This window comes from Aliidiomarina celeris, assembly GCF_003316875.1.
GTDB classification, from domain to species: Bacteria; Pseudomonadota; Gammaproteobacteria; order Enterobacterales; family Alteromonadaceae; genus Aliidiomarina; species Aliidiomarina celeris.
Map to the genome: position 1 here is coordinate 106309 of NZ_QMIL01000005.1, position 24646 is coordinate 130954.

General features: G+C 50.0%; 19 protein-coding genes. 14 read left to right on the top strand and 5 right to left on the bottom strand.

Annotation, left to right across the window (positions count from 1 at the left end; all coding sequences use genetic code 11):
- Positions 1-15: 15 nt before the first annotated feature.
- Positions 16-1311, top strand: a complete 1296-nt coding sequence (locus tag DQW12_RS10480; RefSeq protein WP_157957906.1) for a hypothetical protein — start codon at positions 16-18, stop codon at positions 1309-1311.
- A gap of 28 nt (positions 1312-1339) precedes the next feature.
- Here the strand turns inward: DQW12_RS10480 and DQW12_RS10485 are convergent, their stop codons facing one another.
- Positions 1340-2056: a YebC/PmpR family DNA-binding transcriptional regulator gene (locus tag DQW12_RS10485; protein ID WP_113907819.1), complete on the bottom strand. Its 717-nt coding sequence runs from the start codon at positions 2054-2056 to the stop codon at positions 1340-1342.
- Positions 2057-2414: 358 nt separating this feature from the next.
- Here DQW12_RS10485 and DQW12_RS10490 point away from each other — a divergent pair, with 358 nt between their 5' ends.
- Together DQW12_RS10490 and DQW12_RS10495 are read left to right on the top strand one after the other, a co-directional pair.
- Positions 2415-3998 carry a methyl-accepting chemotaxis protein gene (locus DQW12_RS10490; RefSeq protein WP_113907820.1) on the top strand — a complete coding sequence of 528 codons (1584 nt, stop codon included), beginning with the start codon at positions 2415-2417 and terminating at the stop codon, positions 3996-3998.
- Positions 3999-4135: 137 nt separating this feature from the next.
- Positions 4136-6211, top strand: a complete 2076-nt coding sequence (locus DQW12_RS10495; protein WP_113907821.1) for a tetratricopeptide repeat-containing diguanylate cyclase — start codon at positions 4136-4138, stop codon at positions 6209-6211.
- A 1-nt stretch (position 6212) separates the two neighbouring features.
- Here DQW12_RS10495 and DQW12_RS10500 read toward each other — a convergent pair whose 3' ends face one another.
- Positions 6213-8525 carry a S9 family peptidase gene (locus DQW12_RS10500; RefSeq protein ID WP_113907822.1) on the bottom strand — a complete coding sequence of 771 codons (2313 nt, stop codon included), beginning with the start codon at positions 8523-8525 and terminating at the stop codon, positions 6213-6215.
- Positions 8526-8664: 139 nt separating this feature from the next.
- Here DQW12_RS10500 and prlC point away from each other — a divergent pair, with 139 nt between their 5' ends.
- Positions 8665-10731 carry an oligopeptidase A gene (prlC, locus tag DQW12_RS10505; protein WP_113907823.1) on the top strand — a complete coding sequence of 689 codons (2067 nt, stop codon included), beginning with the start codon at positions 8665-8667 and terminating at the stop codon, positions 10729-10731.
- Positions 10732-10753: 22 nt separating this feature from the next.
- Here prlC and DQW12_RS10510 read toward each other — a convergent pair whose 3' ends face one another.
- Positions 10754-10969, bottom strand: a complete 216-nt coding sequence (locus tag DQW12_RS10510) for a DUF2970 domain-containing protein (protein WP_113907824.1) — start codon at positions 10967-10969, stop codon at positions 10754-10756.
- Positions 10970-11126: 157 nt separating this feature from the next.
- On the opposite strand from DQW12_RS10510, the gene rpe reads away from it, so the two are divergent.
- The 10 genes from rpe (at position 11127) to DQW12_RS10560 (ending at position 23488) form a co-directional block, all read left to right on the top strand.
- Positions 11127-11801 carry a ribulose-phosphate 3-epimerase gene (gene rpe / locus DQW12_RS10515; protein WP_113907825.1) on the top strand — a complete coding sequence of 225 codons (675 nt, stop codon included), beginning with the start codon at positions 11127-11129 and terminating at the stop codon, positions 11799-11801.
- 36 nt (positions 11802-11837) lie between these two features.
- Entirely contained in the window at positions 11838-12845 is a 1008-nt protein-coding gene (gene trpS / locus DQW12_RS10520; protein ID WP_113907826.1) for a tryptophan--tRNA ligase, read from the top strand.
- Between the two features lie 273 nt (positions 12846-13118).
- Positions 13119-16793, top strand: coding sequence for a S8 family serine peptidase (locus tag DQW12_RS10525; protein WP_113907827.1), 3675 nt, complete (start codon positions 13119-13121; stop codon positions 16791-16793).
- A gap of 152 nt (positions 16794-16945) precedes the next feature.
- On the top strand, positions 16946-17560 hold the full coding sequence (locus DQW12_RS10530; protein ID WP_113907828.1) for an anthranilate synthase component II: 615 nt from the start codon (positions 16946-16948) through the stop codon (positions 17558-17560).
- A 5-nt stretch (positions 17561-17565) separates the two neighbouring features.
- Entirely contained in the window at positions 17566-18759 is a 1194-nt protein-coding gene (locus DQW12_RS10535) for an HDOD domain-containing protein (RefSeq protein WP_113907829.1), read from the top strand.
- 158 nt (positions 18760-18917) lie between these two features.
- Positions 18918-20132, top strand: a complete 1215-nt coding sequence (locus DQW12_RS10540; protein ID WP_198683951.1) for an aspartate aminotransferase family protein — start codon at positions 18918-18920, stop codon at positions 20130-20132.
- A 2-nt stretch (positions 20133-20134) separates the two neighbouring features.
- Complete coding sequence (gene astA / locus DQW12_RS10545; protein ID WP_113907831.1) at positions 20135-21160, top strand: arginine N-succinyltransferase; 1026 nt, start codon at positions 20135-20137, stop codon at positions 21158-21160.
- A 19-nt stretch (positions 21161-21179) separates the two neighbouring features.
- Positions 21180-22655: a succinylglutamate-semialdehyde dehydrogenase gene (gene astD / locus DQW12_RS10550; RefSeq protein WP_113907832.1), complete on the top strand. Its 1476-nt coding sequence runs from the start codon at positions 21180-21182 to the stop codon at positions 22653-22655.
- A gap of 54 nt (positions 22656-22709) precedes the next feature.
- A complete protein-coding gene (locus DQW12_RS10555) occupies positions 22710-23060 on the top strand; it encodes a DUF3802 family protein (protein WP_113907833.1) in 351 nt (116 codons plus the stop codon).
- A 23-nt stretch (positions 23061-23083) separates the two neighbouring features.
- A complete protein-coding gene (locus DQW12_RS10560; protein ID WP_113907875.1) occupies positions 23084-23488 on the top strand; it encodes an OsmC family protein in 405 nt (134 codons plus the stop codon).
- Here DQW12_RS10560 and DQW12_RS10565 read toward each other — a convergent pair.
- Together DQW12_RS10565 and DQW12_RS10570 are read right to left on the bottom strand one after the other, a co-directional pair.
- Positions 23475-24353 (bottom strand): phosphoribulokinase, encoded by an 879-nt coding sequence (locus DQW12_RS10565; protein WP_113907834.1) that lies wholly within the window; start codon positions 24351-24353, stop codon positions 23475-23477. The genes DQW12_RS10560 and DQW12_RS10565 overlap by 14 nt on opposite strands.
- Positions 24354-24423: 70 nt before the next feature.
- On the bottom strand, positions 24424-24645 hold the full coding sequence (locus DQW12_RS10570; RefSeq protein WP_113907835.1) for a SlyX family protein: 222 nt from the start codon (positions 24643-24645) through the stop codon (positions 24424-24426).
- Position 24646 lies beyond the last annotated feature (1 nt).

Genomic DNA, 24646 nt, shown 5'->3' on the forward strand with positions numbered 1-24646 from the left:
AGGGAGTGCAAACCGTTGAAACTGAATCGTTACCAACACGCCTTGCACCTGCATGTAAACCGTGACCGAGTTCGAAATTTAAATGCCTTTGTGTTGGCTGAGGCTTTCCAAGCGGAGGGATTGGTGCCTATTTGGTACCGTTTTTTTGGATTCAAGATTCCTTGTACCACTCCCCACATAGATTTTCGCGGTGCCCACTTAGTTTCGGGAAACCGAGACGTTGCGGAGTTTCTCGGCAACAAATGGCTGTTTAAGCAACGATTAAAGCAGCAACAAATTGGTGTAGCAGAGGGTAAAGCCTTTACGGCAAGTCGTGTTGAGCAAGCCTATAGCTATTTTTCTCAATTAGAGGGTGACTGTGTCATTAAGCCTGCTTGGGGCAACCAAGGGAAGGGCGTTACTGTTGGGATACATCCCGCTGATACCGAGCACGGCGAATTTTTGCGGGCTTTTGAGCACGCGCATGCTCATGGTCACGGAAAAAATTTAGTCATTATCGAACGGAAGTTCACCGGCGACCAAGAAGCCCGATTTCTCGTGGTCGGTGGCGAGACCATAAGTTCATTTCGTAGAACCGCCCCTACAGTTTTGGGCGATGGTGTGTCCACAATTTCAGAGTTGATTGCAGAAAAAAACGGCATAAAAGCAGAGAACCCGAATGAATGTCGTTTACCCATTCAACTCGACGCTCATCGTTTAAAGGTGCTGAAACGTCAGGGGTTTAACGACGAGTCTGTGCCATTGGAGAATCAGTGGGTACGTATTGATTATAAGGGCAGTATTAGCGCTGGTGGCGATACGATCGAGTGCACTAAAGAGGTTCATCTCAGCTATTTCGAGATTGCTGCAAAGGTTGCGCAATTAGCAAGTCCAGTAGTGGTAGTTGGAGTGGATATTATGGCAAATGACTTCACACAACAGGCAACGGCGGAGAACTACTGTGTATTAGAAGCCAATAGCGGACCTGCTATTACCGGGCATATTTATCCTTCGTTTGGCGAGCCTGCCGATGTCATCAATCCGATTCTGGACTACTGCTTCGCCCATTATGAAGTGAATTATGATGATCAGACTATCTACGAAGTAGTGCCGGAAATTGTTACCCTGAACACTCAAGTTCGATATTCGGCTATGCAGTATGTGCTCAACCTCGCAACGCAAGCTCAGGGGTTTGGGGTTGAGGTTGATACTTCTGGCAATACGCCAAAAATTCGTGGGCCTTACAGTAGGCTGTGTTCAATTAGCCGGCTTTTTGCAAAACAATACCACCCGAGTGAAACGGCGCTGTTGTTCACGCAAGAGGAAGCATAAACAACAGCACGTTTAGCCACGGTTAGGCTTAAAAAATTGCGTTGTGATACACCCGCTGCACGTCGTCACAGTCGTCAAGCATGTCGAGGAATTTTTCCATCATAGGAATGTCGTCTGGGCTAATTTCTACCGAGGTTTGTGGCACAAATTGAATTTCGTCCACGTCGAACTCAATACCCTCGAAAGCATTTTGCAGGGCTGTTTTGGTGCTGAAATATTCTGTATGCGGCGCGAAAACCGTTACTTTCCCATCTTCACATTCTACGTCGGTAACGTCTACGTCGGCTTCCATTAAGGCTTCGAGCACCGTGTCTTCGTCGTTACCAGCGAAGCTGAAAATAGCGCAGTGATCAAACATGTGGCCGACGGTGCCCGGCGCGCCAATTTTGCTTTTCGTTTTGGTAAAACAATTACGCACTTCGGTAATGGTGCGGTTGGCATTGTCGGTTAAGCATTCCACAATCACCATGCAGTTACCAGGGCCAAAGCCTTCGTAGCGGGCGGGTTCATAATTTTCGCCGCCCACGCCATTGGCCTTGTCGAGCGCGTTTTGAATCACGTGTGCAGGCACTTGGTCTTTGCGTGCACGATCAATAAGGCTACGCAGGCTTAAGTTGGCGTCTGGGTCTGCACCACCAGATTTTGCCACCACATAAAGTTCACGACCATATTTACTGTAGACCTTGCTTTTTGCTGCGGCTGTTTTTGCAATTGAATCTTTGCGGTTCTGGAAGGCACGACCCATAACTGATGTCCTAAACGATAAAAAACGAGGCGGAATTTTACCTTGCTCGCTGCCATATTTCGAGCTTTTTAACTACAGGATAACAAGCGCGACAGACATAGAAGTGGTTTGTATGAACACAAGCGAGACAACGTACAGGGTTTTTTTTGAGCGCCGATTTGTTGTTTAGTTTATTGATTTTTAATAATTAATAGTAAAAAGCAAGTCAAAAGGACTACCTCTTACGCTGTAGGGTTTTATTTCCTTTGGTTTGATCGAGATCAAGCTACGTTTTCTCGAAATCTCTAAAGTGCTCTCCTTGCACTCTCTCATATCAACATAAATCAAACAATTTGCTTTTTGTGAAGGACGCATTCTTGTGAGACGAAATTTACCTGTAACCGATACAGAAGAAGTGTTTCCCGCGACCGCTAATATTCTGTCTACAACAGACACCAAAGGGCGAATAACTTATGCCAATGCCGACTTTATAAAGGTAAGTGGGTTTAAGCATGAAGAGTTGATTGGTAACAATCACAATATGGTGCGCCATCCAGACATGCCGCCGCAAGTGTTCAAAATGTTTTGGGCTCGCATTCAAAGTCAGAAAAGCTGGATGGGTGTGGTAAAAAATCGTTGTAAGAATGGCAATTACTATTGGGTAGACGCCTACGTTACGCCAGTAAAAGAAAACGGAGTTGTAACTGAGTATCAGTCGATTCGCCGCAAGCCGATGGCCGACACGGTTCGTCGAGCAAAGAAGGCTTATGCTCGTATTCAGGCCGGTAAACCACTGCGCAAAGCACGTTTGCAAATTCCATTCACCCTAAAGCTAATGCTGTCGGCACTGTTGCCAACGCCGTTAGTGACCTTGTTGCTTTACTTTGTTAACCCGTCATTACTTGGTGCGGGCATTGCCGTAGGCATGGCAATGACGGCGGCATTTCAGTGGCGGATAGCGCAGCCTTGGCACGAATTAGTCGCCGATGCAGAGCGCATTAACCCAGACCCTGTAGCCTGCTATGTGTATACCGGTCGTAACGACGAATTTGGCAAAGTGAGGCTGGCGCTACGAACACTCGAAGCCGATACGGCCGGTTTGATAGGCCGTGTTGCCGATTCTGCGGACGCATTGGGCCATAGCGCAACACGTTTAAGTGTAGCAATAACACAGTCGCGAGAAGGCACCCACCAGCAGTTTGAAAGTACCCAGAAAGTAGCTGCGGCGGTAAGCCAGATGCGCGCTGCTATGGTAGAGGTATTGAATTCAGCGCGCAGCAATGAACACAACGTGGCGCAGGGGAATGAATTGGTAGGGGAAGGGGAGCGCGTTGCAGTTCAAAGTACCGAGGCCATGACGGTGTTAACACAAGCCATTGAGCGCGCGGCACAAAAGGTGTCGGAAGTTGCGCTGTACAGTGAAAGTATTCAAAAAATTCTTGATGTTATACGCGCAATCGCCGACCAAACCAACTTGCTCGCTTTAAATGCAGCGGTAGAGGCTGCTCGCGCCGGCGAAGACGGGCGCGGTTTTGCGGTTGTAGCAGACGAAGTGCGCGCTTTGGCAGCGCGCACACAAACCGCAGTGAAAGACATTCGTAGTGTAACCGAGGCTTTGCTTACAGACGTGTCGTCGGCAGAGGAAGAAATGAAGCAAGGCCGTGCCCATGCGAAAAGCACGATGGAACATACCGAAGCCACACTGAAGGTATTAAGCGACGTGTTGCACGCTATGCAGGGCATTCGCGATGGCAATACCACCATAGCCGCGTCTATTGATCAGCAGCAACAAGCCATAGAGGAAATACGAATGAGTATGGAAAATGTGCGTAGTATGTCTGAGCAGAACCTCGATGGCGTGAATATGAGTGAACAAGCGAGCACCGATTTACTCCGCGTTACCGAGCATTTAAGTGGCCTAACTCAACAATTCTGGGACGACCGTAGCCGCGATTCAACCTAGCCGCTTCAGTAGCGGTGGTGATAATCGACATCACTGCTATACCACGAATGAGTTTGTTTAATTTCTGATCGGGATGCTTCATTTATCGTTCATAATTTGTTACAAATAGCACATCTTACTGCTGCTACTGGACGCCAATGCCGAAGTTCTTCGCACACTTGCCCACTGTTTTAGTGTTGCTTGCTTTATTTTGTTTTGGTACGGCCCACGCAGAGCATGAGCCTGAGCGCGCGTTTGCACATGAAGACGCTGTTATAGAAGCAGCGCTCGATAACTATTTAATCGACTTCCCCGAAAGCTATGAAGAAGCGATTGCGGTGCTTGAAGCGATACTGCGGACTCAGTCTGCTGACACCCCAGTGATGAGCCGCGTTCGAACACTCACTTATTATGGTATAGACCTTTGGTATGCCGATAGGGCAGAAGAGGGTTGGCAGGTATTGAGCGACGCCCTCGCTATAGCCGAGGAAAGTGGCGTAACCGACGCTATTGCCGAAGCTCGTGCTGGCATCGTGTCGTTACACTTTGACGAGTGGAACGTGCAAGAAGCCCTCGTTGAATTAGAGAAGCTAGAACGCATTGCCAATGGTATTCAGTCGCCACGTATTCAGTACTTTGTGCATAACTTGGCGGGTCGTGTGCTGCAAAGTGTGTCAGACCATGAAGGCGCGCTGGGGCACTTTTTGATTGCTGCGGAAGCAGTGCGAAAAACCCAACCGGAATTACAAGCGGGCCGCCGACAACTTTTAAATGGTGCCATTGCCTATCTACAGTCGGAACTGCGTAATTACGAAACGTCATTGGAGTACGCCGATATTGCCATTGAGTTGTCTATTCAAGAGGGCTTCTATTATGACTTGGGCGACTTGTACTTATTAAAAGGCTTTTTGCACGGCGAACTTGAACAAATAGATGAAGGCATACAGGCCCATGAAGAGGCCATTAAGTGGGCGCGAGAAAATGAACAGCATGAAGTGGTGTTGCTGAGTTTAAACAATATAGGCTCCACGTATATTCAACTGAAAGACTACGAGAAGGCGCGTGAAATACTGAATGAGGCGTTAACGGAAGCCATAGCACGGGAAAGTGTTGTTACCGAACAACTGTTGCGGTTTAACTTGGCTTACGTCGAGGTATTTAGCGGCAGTTACGACCGCGGCATTGAAGCGTTAGAAGCGGCCACAGAGCGCTTGCGGGCTGATTACACAGACCCTCAGTATGCTGATTTATTGGGTTACGTTGCCGAAGCATACATTGAAGCAGAGTTATGGCAAAAAGCAGTGGTAGCCCTTACCGAGCAGCGTGCTCTAAACGAGAAAATAGCACAGAGCCAGCGTGAGGAAGCGCTCAATGAGCTGCAAACGCGCTATCAAGCAAATGAGCAGGCCGTGCAAATAGAATTGCTGGAGCAAGCCAATGAACTACAAAACCAAGTGATTGAAAATTCCGCACTGCAACAACGTATTTATGTTCTTTTTGCTGTGGTGGTGGTGCTGGGAAGTATTTTATTACTCATCTTATTGCGCCTAGCTTATAAAAATAATTTGCGCTTGAAAGACGTGAACAGAAAATTAAAGCACCAAAGTTCACACGACCCACTTACAGAAGTATTGAATCGTCGCTCTTTCCAAGACGCAATGCGAACGCGTGAACAGCAATATGAGCAAGTTCAACAGCAACAATACCCAGACGCCATTTTATTGCTCGATATCGACTTTTTTAAGCAAATTAATGACCAGCATGGCCATGCGGCAGGCGACTTGGTGTTAGTTGAGCTGGCAAAAAGGCTGAAGCGTATATCACGCACAAGCGATATGGTAATTCGCTGGGGTGGCGAAGAATTTCTTATTTATTTGAAAGAGATGAACCCGGACAACTTGGCACAATACACCGAACGGGTGTTAGAAGTTATTGCTGAGCGGCCAGTGAAAGTGGCCGATAGTGAGCTGCAGGTGAGTGCGACGGCAGGCTTTATTTCGCTTCCTTTCGACTCCGTAAGTGAACAAGAATTAGACTGGGAACGTTGTTTACAAATAGCCGATATGGCCCTTTACCTTGGCAAGGTTCACGGCCGCAACCAAGGGCTGGGTGTTATGGGCCTTAATGTACCGTTTGAAGAAGCACAACAAGCTTTAGCGAAAGACTTGGCGGGTGCAATTGAACGAGGTTGGGTCCGCACCGTACAAGTGCGCGGACCCGAACTTAACGACTAGACTATTGCGAGTCGGTTACTGGCAAATGTTGCCAAAAGAAGAGCGCTTTGAGGGTTCGGAAGTGCTCTACAGTTCCTTCCCCTTCACTAATGCTATGCGAACGATTTGGGTAGGCCATGAAGGTAAATTGTTTTTGATGGCGAATCAGCTCATTTTGCAAACGCTCTGAGCCCTGATAATGCACATTGTCGTCGCCGGTGCCGTGAATTAGCAATAACTGGCCTTGCAAATTATGCGCATGAGTGACGGCAGAGGTTTCTTCATAGCTATCTGCGTCTTCTGGTAACAGCCCCGAATAACGCTCTTGGTAAATTGTGTCGTAAAGGCGCAGATCAGGCACTGGCGCAGAAGCAATACCGACATGGAATAATTCGGGGTAACGGAATAGCGCATTTAATGTTTGTGAGCCGCCGCCGCTGTGCCCCCAAATACCCACCCGATCACTGTCAATCCAATCCCAACGTTCGGCCAGTTCCGTGAGCGCGTCGGCTTGGTCACGTACGGTAACAATACCTAGTTGTTTATATATCGAGTGCCGCCAAGCTTGCCCACGCGGTGAGCGTGTTCCACGGTTGTCGACGGAAACGACAACATAACCGAGCTGAGTCATGTATTCGTGCCACAACCACAAGTGGCCCAACCAACGGTCTGCGACTGTTTGTCCCCATGGTTCTCCGTACACGAACATAATGAGTGGATACTTTTTGTTTGGGTCAAAGTTGCCTGGGCGCATCACGTATCCGTCGAGTTCTAGGCCGTCGCGTGCGGTGACTTGGAAAAACTCGGCATTATGCGTTACTTTTTCGGCTATGCGCGATTTCAATTCTGTGTTCAACTCTAGGGTTTGAATCACTTCGTGGTTGGGTAATGAAACCATACGGGTTTCTGGCGGAACACCAAAGCGTGAAAAGGTATGAATGGCGTAATTGCCGTCTTTCGCAATTTGATAACTATGGCTACCGTTCCAGTCGGTAGGGGTTAACCGTTCGGGCGCACTCGTGCCGCTCAGGTCGACGCGGAACAAATAGCGTTGTAACGGAGATTCAGGCGACGCAATAAAATATGCATAACCTTCGCCCTGCGCGTTAGCGACAATTTCGAGAAGTTCAATAACGTCATAGTCGCCCTCGGTGAGCGCAATTAGGCGCTCACTGCTTTCGGCAGCGTCGGCGTTGTAGCGATAAAGATGACGAAAGCCGCTGCGCTCGCTTTGCCAAGTGAAGCTTTGACCATTGCGGAAAAAGCGCACGTTATCGACTTGCTCAACCCACGCATTGCTTTGTTCGGTAAGTAAGCGCTGAGCGTTTCCGGTTTCCCGATCAGCCAACATAAAGTGCATGGTATTTTGGGCGCGGTTCATGTGTTGCAGCATCAGTTTGTCGCTATTGCCTGCCCATTCCATACGCACAATGTAATGTTGGCGTGGGTCGCCCTCAAGTTTTACCCATGTGGTTTCGGCACCCTCGGTTACCGGTAAAACGCCGACCCGTAAGGCCGAGTTGGTTTCGCCAACTTTCGGATAAGGGAACGAGGTGGTGGTGGGATAGAGTTCACTGGTGTTGTCGATCATGGTGAAGCGCTTCACGCCGCTGGTGTCTACTTGCCAATAGGCAATGAACTCACCATTGGGTGACCAGCGGAAACCGTCACGAAGGCCAAATTCCTCTTCGTTCACCCAGTCGAAAGTACCGTTGATAAGGTTCTCGCCACCGTCGTGGGTTAACTGGGTAATGGAGTTGTTTGTGAGTGACTCCACATAAATATTATTTTGCATGACATAAGCAACACGTTCACCACTGGGGTCAAATTTAGCGAACTGCAAAGTCGACTCTGGGGCGAATGCGCCGAGTTGCGTAAGCTGGTTGGTGGTGCGGTCTAACACCCAGTAGTCGCCCAAAGTGTGGGTGCGCCAAGAGCGCACCGTGTTGGTAAAAATAAGTACTTTATTACCGTTATCAGACCACTGGTAATCAGCAATTGTGAGCGCTGAGTCTTGCCCCTCGGGCGTAAGCTGCGCGGCGCTGACCAATACGGTACGCGCTTGCGTTTGCGGGTGATAACGCACAATGTCGCGGCCGCCTTGTGTGTTCGACTCCAGTGTGGTGTAACCGGAGCCGTCGGCCAGCCAGCGGGTGGCCGGTAACGACGCGGTTGCAAAGTAGCGGTCCGTATACAGGTCGGTTAACGTAAAGGTAGTGTCGCTGGGAAGGGCATTCGTGTTGCGTGAATGGGCTGCCGGCGGAGCTGTAGTTTGGCAAGCGCTTAACACGAGGCCGCTTACGAGCGCCATTGTGGCAATGTAGCGAGCTTTCATAGCACGTTCCTTAGTTTGAATTATGGTTTTCGTTCTCTAAAGGTGGCTCGATTCTAACAGCCTTTTCGCAGTGCTTGAATTCTTTGTCGTGCGACCTTATGTAAGCAGGTATAAATAAGTAATCAATCAAGAGAGCCTTATGAGTCATTCAGAGCAGAACCCCTTACTTCAGCCTTTTCAGCGTCCGCCCTTTTTGTCGATAAAACCGGAGCATGTGAAGCCGGCAGTTGAGCACGCCATTAGCGACTGCCGCAGAGCTGTAGAACAAGCTGCGAAGGCCATTGCTGAGGGAAAACACGCCGATTGGAATACAGTGGTTGCACCGCTTGAAGAGGCTGACGATCAGCTCAATAAAATTTGGTCGCCGGTGTCGCATTTAAATGCCGTGGTAAGCTCCGACGCATTGCGTGAAGCGCACGACGGTTGTTTACCCTTGCTGTCGGAATATGGAACTTACGTTGGGCAACATGAAGGCTTATACCGGGCTTACTTGGCGTTACAAGAGAGCGACGCGTTTAAGCAGTTAACGCCCGCACAACAGCGCGTTGTAAATGAAGCGGTAAAAGACTTCAAACTTTCTGGGGTTGGCTTGCCACAGGCACAAAAAGAGCGTTACGGCGAAATTCAAGCGCGCCTTTCTGAGCTGAGCTCAACCTTTAGCAACCAAGTGCTCGACGCTACGCACGCTTGGCATTGCCACATTACGCACTCAGAAAAATTAGCAGGATTGCCGGAAAGTGCACGCGAAGCTGCAGCTGAAGAGGCAAAGGCGCGGTCACTCGAAGGCTGGGTGTTCACCTTAGATATTCCAAGTTACTTGCCAGTAATGTTGTACGCGCAGGATCGTGCTTTGCGCGAAGAGATGTACCGCGCCTACACAACCCGAGCCTCTGAGCTTGGCCCAAATGCCGGTGAATTCGACAACACCGAGATAATTGAAGAAACCTTAGCGCTGCGCCATGAGCTGGCGCAACTCCTTGGCTTTGAGCATTATGCTGCGCTGTCACTCGAGAGTAAAATGGCGGAGTCTGCCGATCACGTTATGGCGTTCTTACACGATTTAGCAAAACGTTCTTACCCACAAGCGCAGCAGGAACTCGCGGAGGTGCGGGACTTTGCCGCGGCACACGGGGTAGCGCAGCTAGAAGCCTGGGATATTGCCTTTTATTCCGAACAACTTAAGCAGCAGAGCTATGCTATTTCCGACGAATTATTGCGCCCTTACTTTCCAGAGCAGCAAGTGATAGAAGGCTTGTTTAGCGTAACAGAGCGCTTGTTTGGCATTCGTATTCAAGAAGTGAAGCACGTGGAAACTTGGCATGAGCATGTTCGTTATTTTGAGCTGCTCGACGAGGCAAACAATGTGCGTGCCAGTTTCTATCTCGACCTTTACGCACGCAGTAAAAAACGGGGTGGTGCTTGGATGGCCGACTGTGCTGTCCGCCGTCGCACAACTTCGGGTATGCAAAAACCAATTGCGTTTTTAACCTGTAACTTTAATAAGCCTGTGGGTAATAAGCCTGCGTTGTTTACCCACGACGAAGTGCTCACTTTATTCCATGAATTTGGCCATGGCTTGCACCACATGCTCACCCAAATGGACATTGCTGCAATTTCCGGCATTAATGGGGTGCCTTGGGACGCGGTAGAGTTACCGAGCCAGTTTTTAGAGAACTGGTGCTGGGAAAAAGAGGCATTGGCCTTTATTTCAAAGCATTACCAAACCGCTGAGCCCCTGCCGGAAAGCTTGCTGAACAATATGCTGGCAGCACGCAACTTCCAGTCGGCAGTGCAAATGGTGCGGCAGCTTGAGTTCTCAATGTTCGACATGGCGATTCACATGCAGCCTAATGCGTCTGAACCCGGTGTGGTGCAACAGATACTGAATCAGGTCAGAGCTGAAGTGTCGGTGGTGCCTACACCCGAATTTAATCGCTTCCAAAATAGTTTTGGGCATATTTTTGCAGGGGGCTACGCGGCTGGCTATTACAGCTATAAATGGGCAGAAGTGCTGTCGGCAGACGCGTTTGCTCGGTTTGAAGAAGAGGGTATCTTTAACACCGCAACCGGCCGAGACTTTTTGCATGCAATTTTAGAGCAGGGCGGCAGCGACGATGTGATGAATCTCTTTAAAGCGTTCCGAGGGCGCGAGCCGGATATCAGTGCGCTGTTACGCCATTCGGGCATTCAGGAGCAAGCCGCTTAACCTGTGCGATTAGCATAGGCGGCTACCCGCCGGTGCTTTGTATCACCCATTTTACAATGCCGGCAATAGAGAGCACGAAAAGCACAATAAAAAGCACACCAACAATTAAGTAGGGTAGCGGGTTTTTTTGGCTGAAATCCCGCTTGCGGTTGGCCTCCGTTTGGACACCAAACATGGCGGCCAACACGCTCCAAATAATACTGAGTAAACCGGGTTGTTTTTGCGAGCTTTCACTCATTCGGTAGGTCCTCGTTATTCGCCAGTATAAAGGGTCAATCTAGCACTATCGTTCTTTTTAGGCTAGCACCGAGGGTGCAAGGGCAGAGCGGTCTTGCTAAACTAGCGCAGCGGCGTTGTGCTGCGCGTTAGAAAATCATCACACAAAGGGTTAGGTTATGGCTAATTTTCTCATTGCTCCATCGATTTTGTCGGCCGATTTTGCCCGTTTAGGCGAAGACGTAGAGCGCGTGTTAAATGCTGGAGCGGATGTTGTTCATTTTGACGTGATGGACAACCACTTTGTTCCTAACCTTACCTTTGGGCCCATGCTGTGCCAAGCCCTGCGCGATTACGGTATTACCGCGCCGATCGACGTGCACTTAATGGTGTCGCCGGTAGACAGCATTGTGCCGCAGTTTGCCAAAGCGGGCGCGTCTATGATTACCTTTCATCCAGAAGCGTCTGTGCACATTGATCGTACGTTGCAGCTCATTAAAGATGAAGGCTGCCAAGCCGGGCTGGTGTTCAATCCCGCTACACCATTGCACTACCTTGACTATGTAATGGACAAGCTCGACGTTATTCTACTCATGTCGGTGAACCCAGGCTTTGGTGGTCAGTCTTTCATTCCAAGCACGTTGGATAAACTGCGTGAGGTGCGCAAGCGCATAGACGCCAGTGGCCGTAACATTCGCTTAGAAGTTGACGGCGGCGTAAAGGTCGATAATATCGGCGAGATTGCGGCTGCCGGTGCCGACATGTTTGTTGCAGGCAGTGCCATATTTAACGCGCCGAACTATAGCGACGTAATTCAGGCTATGCGCACTGAAATTGAGCGCGCCACTGTATAATTATCTGATTTTAAAAACTTTAAAAGAGAAACAAAGATGACCAAACCTGTAGTGTTGAGCGGCTGCCAGCCTTCTGGACAACTGACCATTGGTAACTATATGGGGGCTTTGCGCCAGTGGGTGCAAATGCAACAAAGCCACGACTGCTATTTTATGTTGGTAGACTTGCATGCCATTACCGTGCGCCAAGATCCACAAACACTTCGTGAAGCGACACTCGATGGTTTGGCGCTTTACATGGCTTGCGGCCTCGATCCCGAACAAAGTACGTTGTTTTTGCAGTCGCATGTACCGGCTCATTCACAGTTGGCGTGGGTATTAAACTGCTACACGCAAATGGGTGAGTTGAGCCGCATGACCCAGTTTAAAGACAAGTCGCAACGGCACGAGTCGAATGTAAACGTGGGGCTTTTTACCTACCCAGTGCTGATGGCTGCCGATATTCTTATTTATGGTGCAAACGAAGTGCCTGTGGGGAACGACCAAAAGCAACATTTAGAACTGAGCCGCGACATTGCCACGCGTTTTAACAATATTTACGGCAATGTTCTGGTGGTGCCTGAGCCTTTTATTCCGCAGCACGGCGCGCGCATTATGAGCTTGCAAGATCCCACCAAAAAAATGTCGAAGTCGGACGATAATCCGAATAATTTTATTGGCTTGTTAGAAGACCCCAAAGTGATTGCGAAGAAGATTAAGCGGGCGGTGACAGACTCCGACGAACAAGCACGAATCTATTTTGATCCTGCAGAAAAAGCAGGCGTGTCGAACCTGTTGACCTTACTGTCGGGAGCGACAGGGCGCACTATTGATGATTTAGTGCCGGAATATGACGGTAAAATGTATGGTCACTTGAAAACTGATGTGGCCGACGCGGTGGTCGCCTTTTTAGAGCCGATGCAAAGCCGTTTCAAGGATTTGCGCAGTGATCGCAATACATTAAACAGAGTTATGCAGCAGGGTGCTGAAAAAGCGCAGGCTCGTGCGCATGAAACGCTAGCGCGAGTGTATGACGCCGTTGGTTTCGTTCCGCTCGGGCGATAAGCGCTACGGCGACAAGGGCTCGGGCGCCCAGGTTAAAGTAAGGTGCATTGCGCTAATTTTGTAAGAAAGTATGAAAGAAAGGCGGTTTTTTCAGTGATTATGGCTGAAAAACCGCCTTTTTTATTCTTTTTGAGATAGATTGTTTTGATTTTGTTATTTATTCGTATTGTTGCAGAAGCGTTAATTTTGTATGCTCGGCGCAGGTTGTTAGCTGTTAAACATGGCGTTCGATCGTGTGAGCTACTCTGTTCTCTCTATTAAAAGGATTATTTTATGTTTTCTTCTCGCTTTCCCCGAGCGAAAGCTTCCCTTATTGCGTCATCGGTTTCGATCGCATTAGTGGGAGCTATGGGTGTTGCTGCGCATGCAGAACCCAGCAATCCTCTCTCCGTAGTGTCGGTTGACCGCGCGCCAGTGGCTGATGTTGAGCGCGCGAAGGCGCAGCCTCGCAGCCGCCTTTCCATTGTTGAGCCGACTTATTACATTGTAGAGCTCGAAGCGCCAGCAATGGCGGCGCATCTTGCTGAGAATAGCGACACCATGCTAAGTGCGCAAAATGCAGGAAACGCTCGTGCTGTGGGTAATCGATTAAATTTACAGTCTATTGAAGCGCGCGAATACGGTGCCTTCTTAACAGCACAACAGAACGCCTTTGTGCAGCAACTACAACGCCGTTTACCGAGCGCTGAGGTACATCGTCAATTCAGTACCGCTATGAACGCAGTGGTGGTGAAGAGCACTGAGCAACAAGCCATGGCAACTTTGCGTAATTTGCAAGGCGTAAAGCGCGTATATCGTAGCGAAATGCGTTACGCCATGATGGACGATTCTTTGTCGCGCATGAAAATAGAAGGCGCTTGGGCTGATGCGGGTGGCCGTGACATGGCCGGTGAAGGTGTGCGCATTGCCATTATCGACTCGGGCATTCGTCCGGAAAACCCAATGTTCACTAATACTGGGTTAGCGCCTGCAAGCGAACTGCCGAGTGACGATTACTGCAGTACCACTGACGCTACCTTTTGTACCGACAAAGTGATTGTGGCACGTTATTCAGAGCCCACGTTTACCGTACATGAAAACGAACATATCAGTCCGCTCGACTATAGCGGCCATGGTACCCATGTTGCCGGGAGTGCTGCTGGTGCCTACGTGGCGGCAAATTATTTGGGCAGTGAAGTGAACCTTTCTGGCGTTGCGCCAGGGGCCTACATTATGGCCTATAAAGCGCTATTTACTACGCCAACGTCGCCGGGTGGCGGCAGCGACGCCATGTTAGTGGAAGCACTCGAACATGCCTTAAATGACGGTGCCGACGTTATCAACAATTCTTGGGGCGGTGGGCCAGGTCAAGACGGCACCGACACCGTATATGACACCATTTTTGCGAATGCGGAAGCCGCCGGCGTAGTGGTTGTTACTGCTGCCGGTAACGACGGTTCGGGTGCAGAAACCATTGGCTGCCCAGGCTGTGTAGAGGCCGGTATTACCGTGGCTGCGCTGGACGAAACGCGTACTTTTAGTCAAAAAGTAAGCTTTAACGGGAGTGAGTTCGACGCTCGTATTGCGAGTGGTGACTTTGTAGTCACCGAGAATATTGAAGGGCCGTTGGTCTTGGCTGCCAATGTAAGCGAAGGTAACGAGCTGGGTTGTACTGCCTTTAGTGAAAACGCCTTTGCTGGCGCTATTGCTATGGTTACACGTGGCGAGTGTTCGTTTGTTGAAAAAGCACAAAATGTACAAGCGGCTGGCGCCATCGCTATGGTGGTAGGCAATAATGAAAGCGGCGTAATTGGTATGGCGCTCGACGGCATTACGCTACCGTCGGTGATGGTGTCGCAGTCGACCGCAGAAGCAATTGCAGAAAGTTATGAAGCGGGCGACGCTCTTACCATTCAAACAATTGAAGCAGAAACAATTGCCGACAGCGCTATGGGAATTGCCAGCTTTAGCTCGCGGGGGCCGAATGGGAATAACAGCTTCTTGAAGCCAGATATTGCCGCGCCCGGAACCAGTATTCTTTCTGCTTATTCTCCCGACCAAGGTGCTACTTTTGCGCTAAATAGCGGTACGAGTATGGCGAGCCCGCATGTGGCCGGTGCTGCGGCACTATTGCGCCAGCTTCGTCCAGAGCTCGATGCTTATCAAGTGAAGTCGGTGCTGATGGGTACGACACGTCTGTTAGCCAATACGACTATTTTTGAGCAGGGCACCGGCCTTGTGCAGGTGGACAACGCGCTAGCAGCCACTTTTGCACTCGACAAAGGCGCTTATGTGAATAGCGATTGCCGCCTAACATGCACGTTCACGATGGAAGTGACCAATTTAACCGACGAAGCGAAAGGTTACATGGTTACGGCGAGCCGACTTGACTATGTTGACATAAGTGTAGATGTAGGCGGTGATCTGGCGGAAGACGGAGACGCGATTGATCTCCTAAACGTTGCTGCGGGTGAAACCGAGTCGTTCACTGTTACTGTGGATAGCCGCTTTGCCGAGCAAGGTTGGAACCGCTTTGTGTTGACCCTAACCGACTCCGACACAACGCAACGTATTCCGGTAGTGTTTACGCCAAATCGTACAGACGACGCGCGCGTGCTGACCAGTGTTGTAAGCACCGGCGAACCGTCTTGGGGCGAAAAGGCAGTAGTGGAAACCTACTTCTCCGGTGAGAGCGATGCCGACAACGAAGTGCGGATAAACTTCCCTGAAGGCGTGAGCGTGAGCAACGTTCAGGTTCAGGAAGAAAACGCCATGGGTACCTTCACCGTTAACGAGGACCATGCGTTATGGACCGGTGACTTTTTGGCGGTTGCAGGCGATTCGGGTGTGGAAAGTGCGAACTTGCCGTCGATGAAATTGAACGACATGCCGTCGAGTATGCTGCTCGGTCCAATTCAGTCGTTTGGCTGTGCCGAAGAAGCTTGTGACGAGGTTGTTGTGCCTATTGGTGGAATTGGTGACCTTGGCGGCTTTATGTACAACGGTGAAGTGTATGAAACACTAACCGTGTGGGACAACGGCATTGTCGCGCCGGGTGACCAGTCGCGTACCCAGTTAACTTTTGACAACCTTGCCATGCCGGATACGGAGCTACCGAACAACGTGATTGCGCCGTTCTGGACTGATTTCGTACTCGGTGGCGCGCTGGGCGGCGAAGTGTACTTTGCACTTGCAACACACAACGGTGGCCAGTATGTGGTTATCGAGTGGAGTGACGCCAAGGTTTACAGCGAAACTTTGTCTCCTGCCGATCCAAGCTATACCGTTCAAGTTTGGTTACGATTTGGTGAAGACGAGCCGGCTCAGGTGTTCTTCAACTATGTAGAAATTCCAGAAATGCCGGAATGGCTGACCATTGGAATGGAAGACATTAGTGGCGAAACAGGCTTTACCTACCATTTCGACGGTGACGGTGAAGCGGTGGCGTCGGGCGATTCGTTAGAAGCTCGTTTAGCGATTCAAGACAGCCAAGTCATGGTGAGTTATGAAGTACCCTTCAACTTTGGTTCGAATGTAACGGCGAGCACAGACTGGAATACCGCCGTACAGGTGAATGTATTGGCAAACCTGAACTTAGACGCCCAAACCTTCTTAGGCGACGCAGTGGGTACGGTTGGCGAACAGCAGTTCTCTGCGCTGGCGCCAGTTATTGCCGATGCAACCGGGAATGTGAAGGCGGTAGTCACTAGTCAGCATGGTACCAATGCATCGCTGTCTACCTCTGGTGGTACTATTACCTTTACACCGGATCGCAGCTTTGCGGGTGACGAAGTAGTGACCTATCACTTGGAAGATGCGGCAGGAAATCGCACCCAAGACTACACCTTAACTGTGTCGGTGGGTAAACGCCCGAACGACAAAAAATGGTATGAAGGTTCATTTGCTTTATGGCTCGCACTCGGTGGCCTGTTGGCGAGTGGTCGCCGCTTAAGTGTTCGTCGCCGCTAGGTAACTTACCAAGCAGCAAATAAACACGCTGCTTTATCTTAGTGAAAAGCCCGTAACCAAGAAGTTACGGGCTTTTTTTTGTGTGGCGTTTTGCGCAGCAATAAGCGGTGGTATAGTAGCGCCCGTTCCAAAGCAATGCGGCGATAATCGGTATGATGCTCCTGATTGATAATTACGACTCGTTTACCCATAACCTGCAGCGTTATTTTCGCGAGTTGGGGCAACAGGTGCTGGTGGTGCGAAACGACGCCATAACATTGGCCGATTTAGAACGCTTAAAGCCACAAGCCGTGGTAATTTCGCCGGGGCCTTGTACGCCGAATGAGGCTGGAGTTTCCTTGGCTGCAGTCGGTTATTGCGCCGGGCGCATTCCACTGTTGGGCGTATGTTTAGGGCATCAAGCTATTGCCCAGCATTTTGGTGGTAACATTATTCGCGCAGACCGTGTTATGCATGGCAAACTCTCGCATGTGCAGCATAATGGCGCGTCGTTATTCGAAAAGGTGAACCCCACTTTTTCAGTTGTACGCTATCATTCCCTTATGGTGGATCAACATTCATTGCCCACTGAACTTGAAGCGACAGCGTGGCTCGCTCAGAGTGAGCAAGAGCAGCAACGGTTAATGGCATTTCAACATAAAACCTTACCGATTGTGGGCGTACAATTTCACCCCGAGTCGGTGTTAAGTGACAGTGGCCACCAAATATTAGCGAATTTTTGCGCACTAGCGGGATTAACGCACAGCCCCGTAGCAACAAAGGAATAGGGTTTATGGCGCTTACCTACAAGGACTTTACGAGCCGTTTCGAGTCTGCTCCAGCAGACTCGGTGGCGTTGCTCGAGCGCAAGTTTTGTAGCTTATTGATTAGCCTTGATTTTGCACACAGCCTTGATGCCACAAGCACTTACGAAGTTGAAAAAGAAGAAATACGTCAGCGTGAACTCTTACAGGTTGAGAAGCGGCGAGCCGAAGAGCGACAACGGGTACGAAACTCGTTGCGCTACCAACGGGAAATGATGAGTGCGGAGCTGCATGAACGCTTATTTGAGCAGTTGTCTGAGACCCTGAATAACCCCGACTATGTGCGTACTCGAATACTCGCGATAGAACCCAATGCCCTCAGTTTAGTCGACGTGGTGCAAGCTCGAGCTGCTTCAATGAAAGCCCTTGAGCAAAAAGCCCAAGGGCTTGATTGGTTGCATGAGCAACTGCTTCGCGTTGTCAATTTACCGCCATTTGCCGACGCCAAAGATAAGCGCAGAGTGAAAGTGACCAGTGTAAGAAATGCGCTCGGTTTTGTTGGGATCGACGATTTACGCATACTTATTCCCGCTATGGCCATGCAACATTGGCTACCCAAGCGGTTAGAGCCTTTTAATTTATTGCGCCGAAAGCTCTGGGAGCATTCATTGGCAACGGCCATTACCTGCCAGGTACTCGCTGAGCTCGACGGCCAGCTGGACCCTGTTATTGCCTTTCTAACCGGGCTTTTTCATGATTTAGGCAAAGCCGCGGTAGCGCGACTGTATGTTGTTTGCTTTGACGATGTTCAGCGCGACTTGTTGCGTGAATTAAGGGCTGAGGTACGTTCCCACCGTTACAACGCCTTGCTCGAAATTGAACCCTCGGAGCTCATGTTGCGCAACCTCATGATGTGTTTCGCAAAAACGGCAACCGCGCGGTTGATTGAAGGGCTGGGTTTGCAGCATATTCCAATTGCAGAAAGCTACCAAAACCTCGCTAAAGCAAGCGCGCCAACTGCGTTAACCGGCTACTCCAAGATTCTCTATCAAGCCGCAAAGTATTCGGATTTCCGCATGCTCTACGCCGCTAAACTGGTCGACGCGGAAGCCGGTCGCGAAATGAGCCGCGACGCCCATTTTAACCACCAAACTTTAGCGCTTTTAAAAACTGTAAAGTTAACTCGCTTGCGCTTGAATCGCGGTATGGCCGATCAGGCTTAGCGCATAATTATGCGCCAAGTTTGCAAAACTAAATTACTTTTTTAATCTATACATTTCAAAAAGTTACCGTGCAGACTTTTCACAGGAGACGTGCCATAATAACGGCACTTTTTTTAGCTCAATAGAGAATCAATGGAGAGAACAACATGTCGAATGCAATGCCTGTAAATCGCGCGCTTTTTGACGAAGTTATGGTACCCAACTATAACCCTGCCGCTATTATTCCGGTGAAGGGCAAAGGCTCTCGGGTATGGGACCAAGAAGACCGTGAATTTGTCGATTTTGCCGGTGGAATTGCCGTGAGTTGTTTGGGGCATTGTCACCCCGCCATGGTAAACGCATTGACCGAACAGGCGAATAAGCTGTGGCATTTAAGTAATGTAATGACCAATGAGCCAGCGCTGCGTTTAGCGAAAAAATTGACGGACGCCACTTTTGCCGACCGTGTGTATTTTGCTAACTCGGGTGCGGAAGCGAATGAAGCAGCGTTAAAGCTGGCGCGTCGTTGGGCATTAGACCACTTTGGTGAAGAAAAGAACCAAATTATTGCTTTCCACAAAGGGTTCCACGGCCGTACGTTCTTCACCGTAACCGTGGGTGGGCAAGCCGCTTATTCCGATGGTTTTGGCCCAAAGCCAGGCGCAATCGAACATGTTACTTTTAACGATTTGTCTTCTCTTGAAGCGGTAATGAGCGATAAAACTTGTGCCGTTATGATTGAGCCGTTACAAGGCGAAGGCGGTGTAGTGCCAGGCGAGCGCGAGTTTTTGAAGGGTGTTCGTGAGCTTTGTGATCGCTACAACGCCCTGCTTATTTTCGACGAAGTTCAAACCGGCTTTGGCCGCACCGGTAGCTTGTATGCATACGAGCAAACCGGCGTAACGCCAGACATTCTTAGCAGTGCAAAGGCGTTGGGCGGTGGCTTTCCGATCGGCGCAATGCTCACCACGGCAAAAATTGCAGAACATTTGAAAGTAGGTACCCACGGCAGCACCTACGGCGGTAACCCGTTAGGTTGTGCGGTAGCCGAAGCCGTTATGGATGTTGTGAATACCGACGAAGTACTGCAGGGTGTGAAAAAGCGTGAACAATTGTTTAAAGACGCACTGCACGCTATTAACGACAAGCATAACGTGTTTGCCGAAGTGCGTGGCCAAGGCTTATTACTTGGCGCAGCATTGAATGAAAACTACCAAGGTAAAGCGCGCGATTTCTTGGTGGCCGCCGCAGAAGAAGGCTTAATGGTGTTGGTTGCTGGCCTTGATGTAGTGCGCTTTACGCCGTCGTTAATCATTCCAGAAGCCGATATTTCAGAAGGAATGGCTCGTTTTGAGCGTGCTGTAGAGCGTGTTGTTCGCGCTCAGCAGGGCTAATTATGGTTGTTGTTCGCCCTATTCAAGCAAGCGACTACGACGCACTTTATCAGTGTGCAGTGGAGTCGGGGCACGGCTTTACCTCATTGCCGGTCGACCAAAGCTTGCTTGAACGGCGGCTCGCAAAGGCCGAATATGCATTTCGTCAACAGGTTATTGAAACCCCGGGCGAAGAGGGCTACCTGTTTGTAATGGAAGATACCTCGAGCGGTGAAATTTTGGGCGTGAGTGGTATTGAAGCGGCGGTCGGGTTGAGCGACGCTTTTTGGCATTATCGCTTAGGCAAAGAGGTGCACCACTCGTCTCGGCATAATGTGCATAAGGTGCTCGACACACTGACGCTCTGTAATGACTACACGGGCGTGAGCGAGCTCTGCACCTTATTTTTACGCGAGCCTTTTCGCAAAAACCGTAATGGCCGAGTCCTGTCGAAGTTCCGGCTGCTCTTTATGGCGCAGTTTCGTGAACGCTTCGCCAAGCGGGTAATTGCAGAAATGCGCGGCGTTTCCGACAACAATGGCCAGTCACCGTTTTGGGACTGGTTACAAAAGCACTTTTTTGGCATGGACTTTACTTATGCCGATTATCTCACGGGTATTGGCGACAAAGCCTTTATTTTCGAGTTAATGCCACGTCACCCCGTGTACGTGAATTTACTCGACGAAGCGGCTAGAAATGTAGTCGGGCAGGTACACGAAAACACAGTGCCAGCGTTACGCTTACTGAAGTCGGAAGGATTTCGTTTTAGAGGCTACGTCGACATTTTCGACGCGGGTCCCACCGTAGAAGCCGAAGTAAAAGAGTTGCGTACGGTAAAGGCGAGTCATTTACGCACGGTGCGTGTAGGCGAGGTGAAAACGCCCGAAAGCATACTCGCGTGCAATACCGAATTAGCCGGATTTAGAGCGCTGCAGGCGAAAGCGGAACTCAGTGGTAATGGCACCGATGGTGAAATACTGATCACGCAGAAGGTTGCCGACGCACTGCAGGTGAACGCGGGCGACCGTATTCGGGTAGCGCCCTTTTAACACAGAATTGGAGAAACACATGACAGCAGAACATACGCATTGGATTAATGGTCAGTGGGTTGCTGGCAAAGGCGTTGCCTTTGAGTCGGTCGACCCTGCGCGTAACGAAGTGATTTGGCAAGGGAATGCAGCCGACGTAACACAGGTCGACAGTGCCATGCAGGCAGCGCGTACAGCTTTCGTAGACTGGTCGCGGAAGTCGGTAAACGAAAGGCTGGTAATCATTCGTGCATTTGCGAACGAACTGGGTGAGCGAAAAGAGCATATGGCCCGCGTTATTGCTCAAGAAACCGGAAAGCCTGTGTGGGAAACACTCACAGAAGTGGGTGCCATGATTGGCAAAATAGAGATTTCTGCCCGTGCTTATGAAGAGCGCACTGGCACAGTTGAAAACGAAATGCCGGGTGCGAAAGCTTTTATTCGGCATAAACCGCACGGCGTGGTTGCCGTTTTTGGTCCTTATAATTTCCCTGGCCATTTACCGAACGGCCATATTGTTCCCGCGCTTTTAGCAGGCAATACCGTGGTGTTCAAACCGAGCGAGCTCACGCCTAAGGTTGCTGAAGAAACCGCGAAAGCTTGGCAAGCCGCGGGCTTGCCTTCTGGTGTGCTTAATTTAGTTCAAGGCTTGGTTGAAACGGGTAAAGCTATTTGTGCGCACTCCGAATTAGACGGCTTATTTTTCACAGGCTCGTCCACCACGGGTAAATTATTACATGAACAGTTCGGCGGTCGCCCCGACAAAATTCTTGCGCTCGAAATGGGCGGTAATAACGCGCTGATTGTTCGAGACGTGAAAGATCGCGACGCCGCCGTGCACACCATTATTCAATCCGCTTTTGTAACCAGTGGACAGCGCTGTACCTGTGCACGTCGTTTATTTGTGCCAACGGGCGAAGCGGGCGATGCATTAATGGCGCGTCTTATTGAGGTAACCAAAGCGATTCAAGTAGGCGACTATGCAGCTGAACCGCAACCCTTTATGGGCGCAATGATTTCTGCCAAAGCAGCAGCAGGCATGGTGGCTGCGCAACAGCAGTTAATTGATGCAGGTGCGTCGGTATTGGTAAAAATGGAGCAAGCAGACGCAACCAAAGGCTTTGTTACACCGGGTATTCTCGACGTGACTGAAGTAGCTGACATGCCCGACGAAGAACACTTTGGGCCGTTGTTAAAGGTGGTGCGTTACACAGATTTTGACCAAGCGATTGCGCAAGCGAATCAAACCCGATTTGGCTTGTCTGCCGGCTTGCTGTCGGATTCGCGCAAAGATTGGGACCACTTCTTCACCCATATTCGTGCTGGAATTGTAAACTGGAATAAGCCCATTACGGGCGCCAGTAGTGCCGCCCCATTTGGCGGTATCGGCGACAGTGGCAACCACCGCCCGAGCGCTTATTATGCAGCAGACTATTGTGCCTATCCGGTTGCTTCGGTAGAGTCGGAACATGTTGATATGCCGAGCCAATTGAACCCTGGGCTGTCGTTCAATTAAGCGATATACAACCAAGCAGCACAGCAGGCGCGGCGCATAGAGCGTGAGGCAAGCATGATTATTGACACCGATGGCTACATTGAACTTGTGCATTACTTGAGTGAGAACCTAGAGCTCTTCACTCACACAGATCCACAAGCGCAAAAGTCGGAGCAAACCGTTGGAGAGTTGTTCGAAACAGAACTCGCCGACAATATCATGCGTGCTTGCCAGCAACACTCAATGAGCCAAGACGATCGCATTAATATTGTGCGCGAAGCCGACGCTATCTTTCACGACTTAGAGGAAGTTTTAGCCTCGGTGCTCGCGCGCCGGCCAGATGCACGGCAACATGCGTTTATTAAGGAATATGCAGGGTTGGTGAAAAACCTGATCGATTCCGAATTGTCGAAACTCGTATACTAAGGAAGCAACTTATGGCGGCAAAAATGGAAGCGCGCGTACAATGGCTGAATGACCTTACTTTTGTGGCGACCAGTGGCAGTGGGCACCAAGTAGTGATGGACGGTAACAAAGGTGCTCACGCGCCGAGCCCGATGGAAATGGTTTTGATGGCGGCGGGTAGCTGTGCCTCGGTAGATGTTGTGAGCATTTTGCAAAAGGCGAAACAAGACGTGCGCCATTGCGAAGTGAAAGTTACAGGTGAGCGTGCAGACGCGGTGCCTGCCGTTTACACCGACATTCATCTCCACTTTGTGGTAACCGGTCAGGCGGTGAAAGCCAGCCATGTTGAGCGTGCCGTAAGCTTATCGGCGGAGAAATACTGTTCAGTGTCGATTATGCTCGGCCACTGTGCGCGAGTAACGCACAGCTTTGAGATTATCGAGATCTAGCTGCGTCGCGCCGTTCAATTAATTGTTCAATGAGCGGCGTCAAAATAAGCTCCATCGCCAACCCCATTTTACCACCTGGTACCACCAACGTATTAATACGTGACATAAATGAGCCGTCGATCATTTGTAGATAATACGGAAAGTCGACGCCTTGCACGCCGCGAAATCGAATCACTACAAAGCTCTCGTCCATAGACGGAATGTCTTTTGCACTAAAAGGGTTTGAGGTGTCTACTGTGGGCACGCGTTGAAAGTTAATATGCGTGCGGCTGAACTGCGGTACGATGTGGTGGATGTAGTCTTCCATACTGCGAACAATACTTTGGGTAACCGCTTCGCGTGAGTGCCCACGCTCAGCGGTGTCGCGGATCATTTTCTGAATCCATTCAAGGTTTACAATGGGCACCATGCCGATTAGCAGGTCGACATGCTGGCATACATTGTAGCCTTCACCCACTACGCCGCCGTGTAAACCTTCATAGAAAAGCGTGTCTGTATTTTCCACAAAGGGTTCCCAAGGGGTAAACGTGCCGGGCATTAAATTGTAGGGAACGGCTTCGTCGAAATTGTGCAGGTAACGCCGCGTTTGGCCGTTGCCGGTTTCACCGTAGCTTGAAAAAAGCCGCTCTAAGGCCTCAAAATCATTCGCCTCCGGGCCAAAATAACTGATGTGCTTGCCTTGTTCTTGTGCTTTGCGAATAGCTAAGTCCATTTCTGGGCGCGAATAACGATGAAAACTGTCGCCTTCAACAAAGGCGGCATTAATTTTCAAATGCCGAAAAATATGGCGTACAGCTTGACTGGTAGTGGTGGTCCCTGAACCAGAAGAGCCGGTAACCGCAATAATAGGGTGTTTCACAGACATAATTTGCCGAGTCCCTGCAAGAATGAATGGTTACCTTAACCTAATTTTTTGCCCAGCAATAGAGCTCGATTTAGTAGTGTGGTGGTCGCTCGTCGGCGGCACTAAAACTTTGGCTTTGTTCGTCGCGCTCAAGAATAGGGGCAACTTTGTCGGCGATAAAGCGTAACTGTTGTTGCATGCGCAGCAGCTCGTCGGTTTGTTTGCTCACCAGTTGGTTGAGTGCTTCTATAGTGTCTTCCTGAAATGCGAGTTGGCTTTCAAGATCATCAATACGTTTGCTCAGGTGTTCCACG

Bases quoted from the DNA above. Each gene is read 5' to 3' on its own strand.
- DQW12_RS10485 (WP_113907819.1), bottom strand. From the start codon at position 2,056: ATGGGTCGTGCCTTCCAGAACCGCAAAGATTCAATTGCAAAAACAGCC.
- DQW12_RS10495 (WP_113907821.1), top strand. From the start codon at position 4,136: ATGCCGAAGTTCTTCGCACACTTGCCCACTGTTTTAGTGTTGCTTGCT.
- DQW12_RS10500 (WP_113907822.1), bottom strand. From the start codon at position 8,525: ATGAAAGCTCGCTACATTGCCACAATGGCGCTCGTAAGCGGCCTCGTG.
- prlC (WP_113907823.1), top strand. From the start codon at position 8,665: ATGAGTCATTCAGAGCAGAACCCCTTACTTCAGCCTTTTCAGCGTCCG.
- DQW12_RS10510 (WP_113907824.1), bottom strand. From the start codon at position 10,969: ATGAGTGAAAGCTCGCAAAAACAACCCGGTTTACTCAGTATTATTTGG.
- rpe (WP_113907825.1), top strand. From the start codon at position 11,127: ATGGCTAATTTTCTCATTGCTCCATCGATTTTGTCGGCCGATTTTGCC.
- trpS (WP_113907826.1), top strand. From the start codon at position 11,838: ATGACCAAACCTGTAGTGTTGAGCGGCTGCCAGCCTTCTGGACAACTG.
- DQW12_RS10525 (WP_113907827.1), top strand. From the start codon at position 13,119: ATGTTTTCTTCTCGCTTTCCCCGAGCGAAAGCTTCCCTTATTGCGTCA.
- DQW12_RS10530 (WP_113907828.1), top strand. From the start codon at position 16,946: ATGATGCTCCTGATTGATAATTACGACTCGTTTACCCATAACCTGCAG.
- DQW12_RS10535 (WP_113907829.1), top strand. From the start codon at position 17,566: ATGGCGCTTACCTACAAGGACTTTACGAGCCGTTTCGAGTCTGCTCCA.
- DQW12_RS10540 (WP_198683951.1), top strand. From the start codon at position 18,918: ATGCCTGTAAATCGCGCGCTTTTTGACGAAGTTATGGTACCCAACTAT.
- astA (WP_113907831.1), top strand. From the start codon at position 20,135: ATGGTTGTTGTTCGCCCTATTCAAGCAAGCGACTACGACGCACTTTAT.
- astD (WP_113907832.1), top strand. From the start codon at position 21,180: ATGACAGCAGAACATACGCATTGGATTAATGGTCAGTGGGTTGCTGGC.
- DQW12_RS10555 (WP_113907833.1), top strand. From the start codon at position 22,710: ATGATTATTGACACCGATGGCTACATTGAACTTGTGCATTACTTGAGT.
- DQW12_RS10560 (WP_113907875.1), top strand. From the start codon at position 23,084: ATGGAAGCGCGCGTACAATGGCTGAATGACCTTACTTTTGTGGCGACC.
- DQW12_RS10565 (WP_113907834.1), bottom strand. From the start codon at position 24,353: ATGTCTGTGAAACACCCTATTATTGCGGTTACCGGCTCTTCTGGTTCA.